The 13,316-nt window shown below is 60.0% G+C and carries 22 protein-coding genes; all 22 read left to right on the forward strand.

All coding sequences use genetic code 11. From position 1 onward, the window contains the following. Window positions 1-121 precede the first annotated feature (121 nt). On the forward strand, window positions 122-592 hold the full coding sequence (gene rpsG / locus H0X95_RS18035; RefSeq protein WP_006477195.1) for a 30S ribosomal protein S7: 471 nt from the start codon (window positions 122-124) through the stop codon (window positions 590-592). A gap of 123 nt (window positions 593-715) precedes the next feature. Continuing rightward, window positions 716-2,818, forward strand: coding sequence for an elongation factor G (gene fusA, locus H0X95_RS18040; protein WP_006482929.1), 2,103 nt, complete (start codon window positions 716-718; stop codon window positions 2,816-2,818). Window positions 2,819-2,860: 42 nt separating this feature from the next. After that, a complete protein-coding gene (gene tuf, locus H0X95_RS18045; protein WP_006482910.1) occupies window positions 2,861-4,051 on the forward strand; it encodes an elongation factor Tu in 1,191 nt (396 codons plus the stop codon). A gap of 285 nt (window positions 4,052-4,336) precedes the next feature. Beyond that, on the forward strand, window positions 4,337-4,648 hold the full coding sequence (gene rpsJ / locus H0X95_RS18050) for a 30S ribosomal protein S10 (RefSeq protein ID WP_004199280.1): 312 nt from the start codon (window positions 4,337-4,339) through the stop codon (window positions 4,646-4,648). Window positions 4,649-4,826: 178 nt separating this feature from the next. Next, complete coding sequence (gene rplC / locus H0X95_RS18055; protein ID WP_006482922.1) at window positions 4,827-5,477, forward strand: 50S ribosomal protein L3; 651 nt, start codon at window positions 4,827-4,829, stop codon at window positions 5,475-5,477. Then, window positions 5,477-6,097, forward strand: coding sequence for a 50S ribosomal protein L4 (gene rplD / locus H0X95_RS18060; protein WP_006477192.1), 621 nt, complete (start codon window positions 5,477-5,479; stop codon window positions 6,095-6,097). The genes rplC and rplD overlap by 1 nt, the downstream gene beginning before the upstream one ends. Beyond that, on the forward strand, window positions 6,094-6,408 hold the full coding sequence (gene rplW / locus H0X95_RS18065) for a 50S ribosomal protein L23 (RefSeq protein WP_004199275.1): 315 nt from the start codon (window positions 6,094-6,096) through the stop codon (window positions 6,406-6,408). Before rplD ends, rplW begins: the two co-directional genes overlap by 4 nt. A gap of 2 nt (window positions 6,409-6,410) precedes the next feature. Continuing rightward, a complete protein-coding gene (gene rplB / locus H0X95_RS18070) occupies window positions 6,411-7,238 on the forward strand; it encodes a 50S ribosomal protein L2 (protein WP_006482900.1) in 828 nt (275 codons plus the stop codon). A 10-nt stretch (window positions 7,239-7,248) separates the two neighbouring features. Then, window positions 7,249-7,524, forward strand: a complete 276-nt coding sequence (gene rpsS, locus H0X95_RS18075) for a 30S ribosomal protein S19 (protein ID WP_004199273.1) — start codon at window positions 7,249-7,251, stop codon at window positions 7,522-7,524. 12 nt (window positions 7,525-7,536) lie between these two features. Beyond that, window positions 7,537-7,866, forward strand: a complete 330-nt coding sequence (gene rplV, locus H0X95_RS18080; RefSeq protein WP_004199272.1) for a 50S ribosomal protein L22 — start codon at window positions 7,537-7,539, stop codon at window positions 7,864-7,866. A gap of 11 nt (window positions 7,867-7,877) precedes the next feature. Then, a complete protein-coding gene (rpsC, locus tag H0X95_RS18085; RefSeq protein WP_006482899.1) occupies window positions 7,878-8,678 on the forward strand; it encodes a 30S ribosomal protein S3 in 801 nt (266 codons plus the stop codon). 2 nt (window positions 8,679-8,680) lie between these two features. Further along, complete coding sequence (gene rplP, locus H0X95_RS18090) at window positions 8,681-9,097, forward strand: 50S ribosomal protein L16 (RefSeq protein WP_006482873.1); 417 nt, start codon at window positions 8,681-8,683, stop codon at window positions 9,095-9,097. A gap of 9 nt (window positions 9,098-9,106) precedes the next feature. Then, window positions 9,107-9,301 carry a 50S ribosomal protein L29 gene (gene rpmC, locus H0X95_RS18095; protein ID WP_006400652.1) on the forward strand — a complete coding sequence of 65 codons (195 nt, stop codon included), beginning with the start codon at window positions 9,107-9,109 and terminating at the stop codon, window positions 9,299-9,301. Beyond that, a complete protein-coding gene (gene rpsQ / locus H0X95_RS18100) occupies window positions 9,298-9,570 on the forward strand; it encodes a 30S ribosomal protein S17 (RefSeq protein ID WP_006477189.1) in 273 nt (90 codons plus the stop codon). The genes rpmC and rpsQ overlap by 4 nt, the downstream gene beginning before the upstream one ends. Window positions 9,571-9,879: 309 nt before the next feature. Then, complete coding sequence (gene rplN / locus H0X95_RS18105) at window positions 9,880-10,248, forward strand: 50S ribosomal protein L14 (RefSeq protein ID WP_006482918.1); 369 nt, start codon at window positions 9,880-9,882, stop codon at window positions 10,246-10,248. A 9-nt stretch (window positions 10,249-10,257) separates the two neighbouring features. Continuing rightward, complete coding sequence (gene rplX, locus H0X95_RS18110) at window positions 10,258-10,566, forward strand: 50S ribosomal protein L24 (RefSeq protein ID WP_006477187.1); 309 nt, start codon at window positions 10,258-10,260, stop codon at window positions 10,564-10,566. A 16-nt stretch (window positions 10,567-10,582) separates the two neighbouring features. Then, complete coding sequence (rplE, locus tag H0X95_RS18115; RefSeq protein WP_006482882.1) at window positions 10,583-11,122, forward strand: 50S ribosomal protein L5; 540 nt, start codon at window positions 10,583-10,585, stop codon at window positions 11,120-11,122. Window positions 11,123-11,129: 7 nt separating this feature from the next. Beyond that, window positions 11,130-11,435, forward strand: a complete 306-nt coding sequence (gene rpsN, locus H0X95_RS18120) for a 30S ribosomal protein S14 (RefSeq protein WP_006482884.1) — start codon at window positions 11,130-11,132, stop codon at window positions 11,433-11,435. 14 nt (window positions 11,436-11,449) lie between these two features. After that, the gene (gene rpsH, locus H0X95_RS18125) at window positions 11,450-11,845 is read left to right on the forward strand and encodes a 30S ribosomal protein S8 (RefSeq protein ID WP_006477185.1); all 396 of its coding nucleotides are present in this window, start codon (window positions 11,450-11,452) and stop codon (window positions 11,843-11,845) included. Between the two features lie 18 nt (window positions 11,846-11,863). Further along, window positions 11,864-12,394, forward strand: a complete 531-nt coding sequence (gene rplF / locus H0X95_RS18130; RefSeq protein WP_006477184.1) for a 50S ribosomal protein L6 — start codon at window positions 11,864-11,866, stop codon at window positions 12,392-12,394. A 12-nt stretch (window positions 12,395-12,406) separates the two neighbouring features. Next, a complete protein-coding gene (rplR, locus tag H0X95_RS18135) occupies window positions 12,407-12,772 on the forward strand; it encodes a 50S ribosomal protein L18 (RefSeq protein ID WP_006477183.1) in 366 nt (121 codons plus the stop codon). Window positions 12,773-12,786: 14 nt separating this feature from the next. Then, window positions 12,787-13,305 carry a 30S ribosomal protein S5 gene (rpsE, locus tag H0X95_RS18140; protein WP_196446133.1) on the forward strand — a complete coding sequence of 173 codons (519 nt, stop codon included), beginning with the start codon at window positions 12,787-12,789 and terminating at the stop codon, window positions 13,303-13,305. Window positions 13,306-13,316: the final 11 nt, after the last annotated feature.

Genomic DNA, 13,316 nt, shown 5'->3' on the forward strand with positions numbered 1-13,316 from the left:
TTGCCGGTGCTGTCGAGTAAGTGGTCACCCGGCCAAGCTGGTTAGTCGTGAAGATGTGATCGGGTTTGTTGGTGGCCGCGGAGCTGAATCCAGCTCCAACTGAACAAGTAAAGGAAGAATCATGCCGCGTCGTCGCGAAGTCCCCAAGCGGGAAGTGTTGCCGGATCCGAAGTTCGGCAACGTTGATGTTGCCAAGTTCATGAACATGCTGATGCTGTCCGGCAAGAAGTCGGTCGCAGAGCGCATCGTTTATGGCGCATTCGAACAAATCCAGACCAAGGGTGGCAAGGACCCGCTGGAAGTGTTCACGGTTGCGCTCAACAACGTGAAGCCGGTGGTCGAAGTGAAGAGCCGTCGCGTTGGTGGTGCCAACTATCAAGTTCCGGTCGAAGTGCGCCCGTCGCGTCGTATGGCATTGGCGATGCGCTGGCTGCGTGAGGCTGCGAAGAAGCGTAGCGAGAAGTCGATGGCCCTGCGCCTGGCAGGTGAACTCTCCGAAGCGGCCGAAGGCCGTGGCGGCGCGATGAAGAAGCGCGACGAAGTTCACCGCATGGCAGAAGCCAACCGCGCGTTCTCGCATTTCCGTTTCTAAGCGCCTGGCTGGGCTGTTTGCGGAAATAAATTCCGGGCGGGTGCGCTTTTCAGGCGCCTCGCCCGTTTGTGTTGAGGCGTGATGCAGCAGGGCTGCGTCACGTCATCCCAGTAGAGGATCAAAGTGGCTCGCAAGACTCCTATCGAGCGCTACCGCAATATCGGTATTAGCGCTCACATCGACGCCGGCAAAACGACGACGACCGAGCGCATTCTGTTTTACACCGGTGTGAACCACAAGATCGGTGAAGTCCACGACGGCGCAGCCACGATGGACTGGATGGAGCAGGAACAGGAACGTGGCATCACGATCACGTCCGCTGCTACCACGGCCTTCTGGAAGGGCATGGGCGGCAACTATCCGGAACACCGCATCAACATCATCGACACCCCGGGCCACGTCGACTTCACGATCGAAGTGGAGCGTTCGATGCGCGTGCTCGACGGCGCGTGCATGGTGTACTGCGCAGTGGGCGGCGTGCAGCCGCAGTCGGAAACGGTGTGGCGTCAGGCGAACAAGTACAAGGTGCCGCGTCTCGCGTTCGTCAACAAGATGGACCGTACCGGCGCGAACTTCTTCAAGGTCTACGACCAGCTCCGTCTGCGCCTGAAGGCGAACCCGGTTCCGGTCGTGGTGCCGATCGGCGCGGAAGAAAACTTCAAGGGCGTCGTCGACCTGATCAAGATGAAGGCGATCATTTGGGACGAAGCGTCGCAAGGCACGAAGTTCGACTACGTCGACATCCCGGCCGAGCTCGCGGAGACCTGCAAGGAATGGCGCGAAAAGATGGTCGAAGTGGCTGCCGAAGCCAGCGAAGACCTGATGAACAAGTACCTGGAAGAAGGCGATCTGCCGGAAGCCGACATCGTCAAGGCGCTGCGTGATCGTACGATCGCGTGCGAAATCCAGCCGATGCTGTGCGGTACCGCGTTCAAGAACAAGGGCGTGCAGCGTATGCTCGACGCCGTGATCGACTTCCTGCCGTCGCCGGTCGACATCCCGCCGGTCAAGGGCGAACTCGAAAACGGTGAAGAAGCAGAGCGCAAGGCATCGGACGAAGAGAAGTTCTCGTCGCTCGCGTTCAAGATCATGACCGACCCGTTCGTCGGCCAGCTGATCTTCTTCCGTGTGTACTCGGGCGTCGTCAACTCGGGCGACACGCTGCTGAACTCGACCAAGGGCAAGAAGGAACGCCTCGGTCGTATTCTGCAGATGCACGCGAACCAGCGTGAAGAAATCAAGGAAGTCCGCGCAGGCGACATCGCTGCAGCGGTCGGCCTGAAGGAAGCAACCACGGGCGACACGCTGTGCGACCCGGCGAACCCGATCGTTCTCGAACGCATGGTGTTCCCGGAGCCGGTGATTTCGCAGGCGGTCGAGCCGAAGACCAAGGCCGACCAGGAAAAGATGGGCCTCGCCCTGAACCGTCTGGCTCAGGAAGACCCGTCATTCCGCGTGCAGACCGACGAAGAGTCGGGCCAGACCATCATTTCGGGCATGGGCGAGCTCCACCTCGAAATTCTGGTCGACCGGATGAAGCGTGAATTCGGCGTGGAAGCGACCGTCGGCAAGCCGCAGGTTGCGTACCGCGAAACGATCCGTTCGACGGCGAAGGATGTCGACGGCAAGTTCGTCAAGCAGTCGGGTGGTCGCGGCCAGTACGGTCACGCGGTCATCACGCTCGAGCCGAACGAGCAAGGCAAGGGCTACGAGTTCTTCGACGAGATCAAGGGTGGTGTGATTCCGCGTGAATACATCCCGGCGGTCGACAAGGGTATCCAGGACACGCTGAAGTCGGGCGTGCTGGCTGGCTTCCCGGTCGTCGACGTGAAGGTTCACCTGACGTTCGGTTCGTACCACGACGTTGACTCGAACGAAAACGCGTTCCGCATGGCCGGTTCGATGGCGTTCAAGGAAGCGATGCGCAAGGCGAATCCGGTCGTCCTCGAGCCGATGATGGCTGTCGAAGTCGAGACGCCGGAAGACTACATGGGCAACGTGATGGGCGACCTGTCGGGCCGTCGCGGTATCGTCCAGGGCATGGAAGACATGGTTGGCGGCGGCAAGATCGTGCGCGCCGAAGTGCCGCTGTCGGAAATGTTCGGCTACTCGACGTCGCTGCGCTCGCTGACGCAAGGTCGTGCAACGTACACGATGGAGTTCAAGCACTACGCTGAAGCTCCGCGCAACGTTGCCGAAGCGATCATCAGCGCGAAGTCGAAGTAAATCTGTAGCTACCAACTGATTATTTTTTGAAAGAAGAGAATCATGGCAAAAGAAAAGTTTGAGCGGACCAAGCCGCACGTGAACGTTGGTACGATTGGTCACGTTGACCACGGCAAGACGACGCTGACGGCAGCGATCACGACGGTTCTGACGAAGAAGTTCGGCGGCGAAGCGAAGGCATACGACCAGATCGACGCGGCACCGGAAGAAAAGGCGCGCGGCATCACGATCAACACGGCACACGTCGAGTACGAAACGGCTAACCGCCACTACGCACACGTCGACTGCCCGGGCCACGCTGACTATGTGAAGAACATGATCACGGGCGCGGCGCAGATGGACGGCGCGATCCTGGTTTGCTCGGCAGCAGACGGCCCGATGCCGCAAACGCGTGAGCACATCCTGCTGGCGCGTCAGGTTGGCGTTCCGTACATCATCGTGTTCCTGAACAAGTGCGACATGGTGGACGACGCTGAACTGCTCGAGCTGGTCGAGATGGAAGTTCGCGAACTGCTGTCGAAGTACGACTTCCCGGGCGACGACACGCCGATCGTGAAGGGTTCGGCGAAGCTGGCGCTGGAAGGCGACACGGGCGAGCTGGGCGAAGTGGCGATCATGAGCCTGGCCGATGCGCTGGACACGTACATCCCGACGCCGGAGCGTGCAGTTGACGGCGCGTTCCTGATGCCGGTGGAAGACGTGTTCTCGATCTCGGGCCGTGGTACGGTGGTGACGGGTCGTGTCGAGCGCGGCATCGTGAAGGTCGGCGAGGAAATCGAAATCGTCGGTATCAAGCCGACGGTGAAGACGACCTGCACGGGCGTTGAAATGTTCCGCAAGCTGCTGGACCAAGGTCAGGCGGGCGACAACGTGGGTATCCTGCTGCGCGGCACGAAGCGTGAAGACGTGGAGCGTGGCCAGGTTCTGGCGAAGCCGGGTTCGATCACGCCGCACACGCACTTCACGGCTGAAGTGTATGTGCTGAGCAAGGACGAAGGCGGCCGTCACACGCCGTTCTTCAACAACTACCGTCCGCAGTTCTACTTCCGTACGACGGACGTGACGGGCTCGATCGAGCTGCCGAAGGACAAGGAAATGGTGATGCCGGGCGACAACGTGTCGATCACGGTGAAGCTGATCGCTCCGATCGCGATGGAAGAAGGTCTGCGCTTCGCGATCCGCGAAGGCGGCCGTACGGTCGGCGCCGGCGTCGTCGCCAAGATCATCGAGTAATATCGACGATCCGCGGATCCCGGTGGGGTCCGCGATTCCCGCGGTACGCCGTTGTACCGCCGAAACCGGGTGCCCAGCTTGTGCTGGCGCCCGGTTTTGTTTTTGCGGCCGCGTTGCACGGGCCGAGAAACACGCCACACTGCTCCGGAATTTCGTGTAGAATCGCGGGCTTAGCAGTGGAAGTACCGTCCGGAACTTGATGCTTCGCTCCCCGCTGGTGTCATGTTTCACGTTCTTTTAGTGTCCGGCGATGCAATATCGCCTCGCTCTTTTCAAGGAATTGTCATGCAGCAACAGAAAATCCGCATTCGCCTGAAGGCTTTCGACTATCGTCTGATCGATCAATCGGCTGCCGAAATCGTCGATACCGCGAAGCGGACTGGCGCAATCGTCCGTGGCCCGGTGCCGCTGCCGACGCGCATCCAGCGTTTTGACATCCTGCGTTCGCCGCACGTCAACAAGACGTCGCGCGATCAGCTCGAAATCCGTACCCACCAGCGCCTGATGGACATCGTCGACCCGACGGACAAGACCGTCGACGCGCTGATGAAGCTCGACCTGCCGGCTGGCGTCGACGTGGAAATCAAGCTGCAGTAAGGCTTTCGGCGCCGACCGGCGTGCCGGATGGCGCTAAGTCTTTGTATTGCTTGCGGAAATCGAGAAGTCGGGCTATACTGCTTGGCTTTTCGCGTATTCGCGTAAAAAAGTTGGGCCTTGCGTGCCCGGCATTTTGTAAATCAGCCCCGACCAATCGCAGTCGGGAATGGAGAAAATGATGAGCCTTGGACTCGTAGGTCGCAAGGTTGGCATGACCCGTATCTTCACGGCGGAAGGGGATTCGATTCCCGTCACCGTGCTGGACGTGTCGGACAACCGCGTGACGCAGATCAAGACTGTTGAAACCGACGGCTACACGGCCGTGCAGGTTGCATTCGGCTCCCGCCGCGCATCGCGCGTGACGAAGCCGCTGGCAGGTCATCTCGCCAAAGCCGGTGTCGAAGCCGGTGAAATCCTCAAGGAATTCCGCATTGACGCGGCCAAGGCAGCCGAGCTGTCGAATGGCGCCGTGGTCGGTGCAGATCTTTTCGAAGTGGGCCAGAAGGTCGACGTGCAAGGCGTGTCGATCGGTAAGGGCTACGCCGGTACGATCAAGCGTTACAACTTCTCCTCCGGCCGTGCCACGCACGGTAACTCGCGCTCGCACAACGTGCCGGGCTCGATCGGTATGGCGCAGGATCCGGGTCGTGTTTTCCCGGGTAAACGCATGACGGGTCACATGGGTGACGTGACGGTGACGGTGCAGAACCTCGAAATCGCTCGTATCGACGCAGAGCGCAAGCTGCTGCTCGTGAAGGGTGCGATTCCGGGCGCGAAGGGCGGCAAGGTCTTCGTGACGCCGGCCGTCAAGACCAAGGGGGCGAAATAATGGAACTCAAGCTCCTGAACGAAAATGGTCAGGAAGGTGCAGTGGTCAACGCATCGGACGTCGTGTTCGGTCGTGACTACAACGAAGCGCTGATCCACCAGGTCGTCGTCGCTTACCAGGCGAATGCTCGCCAGGGTAACCGCGCACAGAAGGACCGTGAGCAAGTCAAGCACACGACCAAGAAGCCGTGGCGCCAGAAGGGTACGGGCCGCGCTCGTGCCGGTATGTCGTCGAGCCCGCTGTGGCGTGGCGGTGGTCGTATCTTCCCGAATTCGCCGGAAGAAAACTTCTCGCACAAGGTCAACAAGAAGATGCATCGCGCAGGTCTCTGCTCGATCTTCTCGCAGCTGGCCCGTGAAGGCCGTCTGTCGGTCGTCGAGGACATCATCCTCGAAGCGCCGAAGACCAAGCTGCTGGCCGACAAATTCAAGACCATGGGTCTCGACTCCGTGCTGATCATCACCGACACGGTCGACGAGAACCTGTACCTGGCTTCGCGCAACCTGCCGCACGTGGCGATTGTCGAGCCGCGCTACGCTGACCCGCTGTCGCTGATCTACTTCAAGAAAGTGCTGGTCACGAAGGCTGCGGTCGCCCAGATCGAGGAGTTGCTGTCATGAGCGAGATTCGCAAGAACGATCATCGTTTGATGCAGGTCCTGCTCGCACCGGTGATCTCGGAAAAGGCGACGCTGGTTGCCGACAAGAACGAGCAAGTCGTGTTCGAAGTCGCACCGGATGCCACGAAGCAGGAAGTGAAGGCGGCTGTCGAGCTGCTGTTCAAGGTTGAAGTTGATTCCGTCAACGTGCTGGTTCAGAAGGGCAAGCAAAAGCGCTTTGGCCGTTCGATGGGCCGCCGCAAGGACGTGAAGAAGGCGTACGTCTGCCTGAAGCCCGGCCAGGAAATCAACTTTGAAGCGGAGGCCAAGTAATCATGGCAATCGTTAAAGTTAAGCCGACATCGCCGGGTCGCCGCGCGATGGTCAAGGTGGTCAACAAGAACCTGCACCAGGGCAAGCCGTTCGCGGCACTGCTCGACTCGCAGAGCTCGACCGCCGGCCGTAACAACAACGGTCGTATCACCACGCGTCACAAGGGTGGTGGTCACAAGCAGCACTACCGTATCGTCGATTTCCGTCGCACGAAGGACGGCATCCCGGCAAAGGTCGAACGTCTCGAGTACGACCCGAACCGCAGCGCGAACATCGCGCTGGTGCTCTACGCAGACGGCGAACGTCGCTACATCATCGCCCCGAAGGGCCTGACCGTCGGCCAACAGCTGATGTCGGGTTCGGAAGCGCCGATCCGTGCAGGCAACACGCTGCCGATCCGCAACATTCCGGTCGGTACGACGATCCACTGCATCGAGATGCTGCCGGGCAAGGGCGCGCAAATGGCGCGTTCGGCTGGCACGTCGGCCATGCTGCTGGCACGCGAAGGCGTCTACGCGCAGGTTCGTCTGCGTTCGGGCGAAATCCGCCGCGTGCACATCGAGTGCCGTGCAACGATCGGTGAAGTCGGCAACGAAGAGCACAGCCTGCGCCAGATCGGCAAGGCTGGCGCGAACCGCTGGCGCGGTATCCGCCCGACGGTGCGTGGCGTTGCGATGAACCCGGTTGATCACCCGCACGGTGGTGGTGAGGGCAAGACGGCTGCAGGTCGCGACCCGGTGAGCCCGTGGGGTACGCCGGCTAAGGGTTACCGCACCCGCAGCAACAAGCGCACGACGACGATGATCGTCCAGCGCCGTCACAAGCGTTAAGGAGTAGGCAATGGCACGTTCTGTTAAAAAAGGTCCGTTCTGCGACGCCCATTTGCTGAAGAAAGTTGAGGCGGCTGCAGCTTCGCGCGACAAAAAGCCGATCAAGACCTGGTCGCGTCGCTCGACGATTCTGCCGGATTTCATCGGCCTGACGATCGCTGTTCACAACGGCCGTCAACACGTTCCGGTGTACATCTCGGAAAACATGGTCGGCCACAAGCTTGGCGAGTTCGCACTGACCCGTACGTTCAAGGGTCACGCAGCCGACAAGAAGGCCAAGAAATAAGGGGCAATCAAGATGGAAGTGAAAGCAATTCATCGCGGTGCCCGCATCTCGGCGCAAAAAACGCGCCTTGTGGCTGACCAGATCCGCGGTTTGCCGGTCGACAAGGCGCTGAACGTTCTGACGTTCTCGCCGAAGAAGGCGGCTGGCATCGTGAAGAAGGTTGTGCTGTCGGCAATCGCGAATGCGGAGCACAACGAAGGCGCTGATATCGACGAGCTCAAGATCAAGAGCATCTACGTCGACAAGGCTGCATCGCTCAAGCGTTTCACCGCGCGCGCAAAGGGCCGCGGTAACCGCATCGAGAAGCAATCCTGTCACATCACTGTGACGGTCGGGAATTAAGGAGCCATACGATGGGACAGAAAATTCATCCGACTGGCTTCCGCCTGGCTGTCAGCCGCAATTGGGCTTCGCGTTGGTACGCGAACAACAACAATTTCGCGGCGATGCTGCAGGAAGACATCGGTGTTCGTGAATACCTGAAGAAGAAGCTGAAGAACGCTTCGGTCGGTCGGGTCGTCATCGAGCGTCCGGCGAAGAACGCGCGCATCACGATTTACAGCTCGCGTCCGGGCGTGGTCATCGGCAAGAAGGGCGAGGATATCGAACAGCTGAAGACGGAACTGCAACGCCGCATGGGCGTGCCGGTTCACGTCAACATCGAAGAAATCCGCAAGCCGGAAACCGATGCTCAGCTGATCGCTGACTCGATCACGCAACAGCTCGAGCGCCGGATCATGTTCCGTCGCGCGATGAAGCGTGCGATGCAGAACGCGATGCGTCTGGGTGCCCAAGGCATCAAGATCATGAGCGCAGGCCGTCTGAACGGTATCGAAATCGCTCGTACGGAGTGGTATCGCGAAGGTCGCGTGCCGCTTCACACGCTGCGTGCTGATATCGACTACGCGACTTCGGAAGCGAAGACGACTTACGGGATCATCGGCGTCAAGGTGTGGGTCTACAAGGGCGATACGCTCGGCCGCAACGACGCACCGGTGGTGGAAGAAGTAGCCGAAGACAAGCGTCCGCGTCGCAATGCGCGTCCGGGCGACCGTCGTCCGCGCCGTGACGGCGAAGGCGGCGCTCCGGGTGCTCGTCGTGGCGCACCGCGCCGTGGCGCCGGCAAGCCCGAAGACGGCAAGACTGGAGAATAACGATGCTGCAACCGAAACGCAGAAAGTATCGTAAAGAGCAGAAGGGTCGTAACACCGGCAAGGCGACGCGCGGCAACGCAGTGTCGTTCGGTGAATTCGGCCTGAAGGCGATCGGTCGCGGTCGTTTGACCGCACGTCAGATTGAAGCGGCGCGTCGTGCAATGACGCGTCACATCAAGCGTGGCGGCCGTATCTGGATCCGGATCTTCCCGGACAAGCCGATTTCGCAGAAGCCGGCCGAAGTGCGTATGGGTAACGGTAAGGGTAACCCGGAGTACTACGTCGCCGAGATTCAGCCGGGCAAGATGCTCTATGAAATGGACGGCGTAACCGAAGAACTGGCACGCGAAGCGTTCCGTCTGGCTGCAGCCAAGCTGCCGCTGAAGACGGCATTCATCGTGCGCCAGCTCGGCGCCTAAGGAGAAAACATGAAGGCTTCCGAACTTCTCCAGAAAGACCAGGCCGCGCTCAACAAGGAGCTGGCGGACCTGCTGAAGGCGCAATTCGGCCTGCGCATGCAACTCGCGACCCAGCAGCTCACGAACACGAGCCAGCTGAAGAAGGTTCGTCGCGACATCGCACGTGTGCGGACCGTCATGACTCAGAAGGCGAACCAGAAATGAACGATAGCGTGAAAACCTCGCTGAAGCGGACGCTGGTCGGTCGGGTCGTCAGCAACAAGATGGACAAGACCGTCACCGTGCTGATCGAGCACCGCGTCAAGCACCCGATCTACGGCAAGTATGTCGTGCGTTCGAAGAAGTACCACGCGCACGATGAAGCGAACACCTACAACGAAGGCGATCTCGTCGAAATTCAGGAAACGCGTCCTGTTTCGAAGACGAAGGCCTGGACGGTGTCGCGCCTCGTCGAAGCCGCTCGCGTCATCTAAGCGGGCAGCGCAGTAGGCAGTAACGGGCACTTCTCCACGAAGTGCTTGAAATCGCAAAGTTTTTGCTTGCGTGACCGGGATTATTTGTTATAATCCCGGTCTTCCCTCTTTATGGGAGCCCCGTCGCGGGCGAAGTTGGTGGGGGAAGCGGACTGGCGCCTGCCTGTCCGAAAGATTCACCGAATTGCGATGGCGGGTTTCGTTTGCCGTCGCTGCTGTTCCAACCCAAGCAGCCGATTGGCTGACGGGACCAAGACTGACCGAATGCATCATGGTGGTGCATCCGGATTAAGTTGGGAAAGACAAACCATGATCCAGACCGAATCTCGGCTCGAAGTAGCCGACAACACGGGTGCACGTGAAGTCCTGTGCATCAAGGTGCTCGGCGGCTCGAAGCGTCGTTATGCCGGCATTGGCGACATCATCAAGGTGAGCGTCAAAGAGGCAACGCCGCGCGGGCGCGTGAAGAAAGGCGAAATTTACAACGCCGTGGTGGTCCGCACCGCCAAGGGCGTGCGCCGTCAAGACGGCTCGCTGATCAAGTTCGACGGCAACGCCGCTGTGCTTTTGAATAACAAGCTCGAGCCGATCGGCACCCGTATCTTCGGGCCGGTGACGCGTGAGCTGCGTAGCGAACGATTCATGAAGATCGTTTCGCTGGCGCCGGAAGTGCTGTAAGGAGTCGCGATGAACAAGATTCGCAAAGGTGACGAAGTCATCGTCGTCACTGGCAAGGACAAGGGCAAGCGCGGCGTCGTGCTGGCTGTCGGTGCTGAACATGTGACGGTTGAAGGTATCAACCTCGTCAAGAAGCATGTGAAGCCGAACCCGATGAAGGGTACGACGGGCGGCGTGGAAGCGAAGACGATGCCCCTGCATATTTCGAACGTCGCACTGGTCGACGCGAATGGCAAGGCGTCGCGTGTTGGCATCAAGGTCGAGGAAGGCAAGAAGGTTCGCTTCCTGAAGACGACCGGTGCCGTACTGAGCGCCTGACGCAGCGGAGTAAAAAATGGCTCGTTTTCAAGAGTTTTACAAAGAAAAGGTTGTGCCCGGCCTGATCGAGAAGTTCGGTTACAAGTCGGTCATGGAAGTGCCGCGCATCACCAAGATCACGCTGAACATGGGTCTTGGCGAAGCGATCGCTGACAAGAAGATCATCGAGAACGCCGTTGGCGACCTCACGAAGATCGCCGGCCAGAAGCCGGTCGTCACGAAGGCCCGCAAGGCAATCGCAGGCTTCAAGATCCGCCAGGGTTACCCGATCGGCGCGATGGTGACGCTGCGTGGCCGCGCGATGTACGAATTCCTCGACCGTTTCGTGACGGTTGCCCTGCCCCGCGTGCGTGACTTCCGCGGCGTGTCGGGTCGTGCTTTCGATGGCCGTGGCAACTACAACATCGGTGTGAAAGAGCAGATCATTTTCCCCGAAATCGATTACGACAAGATCGACGCACTGCGTGGGCTGAACATCAGCATCACGACGACTGCGAAGACCGACGACGAAGCAAAGGCTCTGCTCGCCAGCTTCAAGTTCCCGTTCAGAAACTGAGGTTACCGTGGCTAAACTGGCACTGATCGAACGTGAAAAGAAGCGCGCCCGCCTGGTCGCGAAGTTCGCAGCAAAGCGCGAAGCGCTGAAGGCGATCGTCGAAGACCAAAGCAAGTCGGAAGAAGAGCGCTACGAAGCACGCCTGGAGCTGCAGCAACTGCCCCGCAACGCAAACCCGACCCGCCAGCGTAACCGCTGCGCGATCACGGGCCGTCCGCGTGGCACGTTCCGTAAATTCGGCCTCGCGCGTAACAAGATTCGTGAAATCGCATTCCGTGGCGAGATTCCTGGCCTGACCAAGGCGAGCTGGTAATAGGAGAAACGTAAATGAGCATGAGTGATCCTATCGCCGATATGCTGACTCGCATCCGCAACGCGCAGATGGTCGAGAAGGTATCGGTCGCGATGCCCTCGTCGAAGGTCAAGGTTGCAATCGCGCAAGTCCTGAAGGACGAAGGTTATATCGACGATTTCGCCGTGAAGGCGGAAGGTGCGAAGTCCGAACTGAATATCGCGCTGAAGTACTACGCAGGTCGCCCGGTCATCGAACGCCTCGAGCGCGTGTCGAAGCCTGGTCTGCGCGTGTACCGCGGCCGTAACGACATTCCGCAGGTCATGAATGGCCTCGGTGTGGCAATCGTGTCGACGCCGAAGGGCGTGATGACCGACCGCAAGGCGCGCGCTACCGGCGTCGGCGGCGAAGTCATCTGCTACGTCGCTTAAAGCCGAGGAGAGAGAAACATGTCTCGAGTAGGTAAGAGCCCGATCGCGCTGCAAGGCGCGGAAGTCAAGCTGGCCGACGGTGCAATCACCGTCAAGGGCCCGCTGGGCACCATCACGCAAGCGATCAATCCGCTCGTGAACGTGGCGAACAACGACGGCACGCTGAATCTGTCGCCGGTCGACGAAAGCCGCGAAGCAAATGCACTGTCGGGCACGATGCGCGCGATCATCGCGAATGCCGTGCACGGCGTGACCAAGGGTTTCGAGCGCAAGCTGACGCTGGTTGGCGTCGGTTACCGTGCGCAAGCGCAAGGCGACAAGCTGAACCTGTCGCTGGGTTTCTCGCACCCGGTGGTGCACCAGATGCCGGAAGGCGTCAAGGCTGAAACCCCGACGCAAACCGAAATCGTGATCAAGGGGATCAACAAGCAACAAGTCGGTCAAGTGGCTGCGGAAGTCCGCGGTTACCGTCCGCCGGAGCCGTACAAGGGCAAGGGCGTGCGTTATGCCGACGAGGTTGTGATCCTCAAAGAAACGAAGAAGAAGTAAGGGTGCGCAATCATGGATAAGACTCAATCTCGCCTGCGCCGCGCTCGCCAGACGCGTATCAAGATCGCTGAGCTGCAGGTCGCGCGTCTCGCCGTGCATCGCACGAACACGCACATCTACGCTCAAGTGTTCTCGCCCTGCGGCACCAAGGTGCTGGCCAGCGCGTCGACGCTCGAAGCGGAAGTGCGCGCAGAACTGGCCGACAAGTCGGGCAAGGGCGGCAACGTCAATGCCGCGACGCTGATCGGCAAGCGTATTGCCGAAAAGGCAAAGGCTGCCGGCATCGAATCCGTCGCCTTCGACCGCTCGGGCTTCCGCTACCACGGCCGCGTCAAGGCGCTGGCTGAGGCAGCTCGCGAAGCTGGGCTCAAGTTCTAAGGAAGGAATTCGTCATGGCAAAGATGCAAGCGAAAGTTCAGGCTGACGAGCGCGACGACGGCCTTCGCGAAAAGATGATTTCGGTCAATCGCGTGACCAAGGTCGTGAAGGGTGGCCGTATTCTCGGCTTCGCCGCACTGACCGTGGTTGGCGACGGTGATGGCCGCATCGGTATGGGCAAGGGCAAGGCGAAGGAAGTGCCGGTCGCTGTCCAGAAGGCAATGGAACAAGCTAGCCGCAACATGTTCAAGGTGCCGCTCAAGAACGGCACGCTGCAACACGAAGTGCACGGCAAGCACGGCGCATCCGCTGTCCTCCTCGCTCCGGCGAAGGCAGGTACAGGCGTGATCGCCGGCGGCCCGATGCGCGCAGTGTTCGACGTGATGGGCGTTCAGAACGTCGTGGCGAAGAGCCACGGTTCGACGAACCCGTACAACCTCGTTCGCGCCACGCTGGACGGCCTGCGCAAGCAGTCGACCCCGGCAGACATCGCGGCGAAGCGCGGCAAGTCCGTCGAAGAAATTTTGGGCTAAGCCCGGGTGGT

The sequence above is a fragment of the Burkholderia sp. 9779_493 genome, assembly GCF_015712215.1.
In the GTDB taxonomy this organism is placed as follows: domain Bacteria; phylum Pseudomonadota; class Gammaproteobacteria; order Burkholderiales; family Burkholderiaceae; genus Burkholderia; species Burkholderia cenocepacia.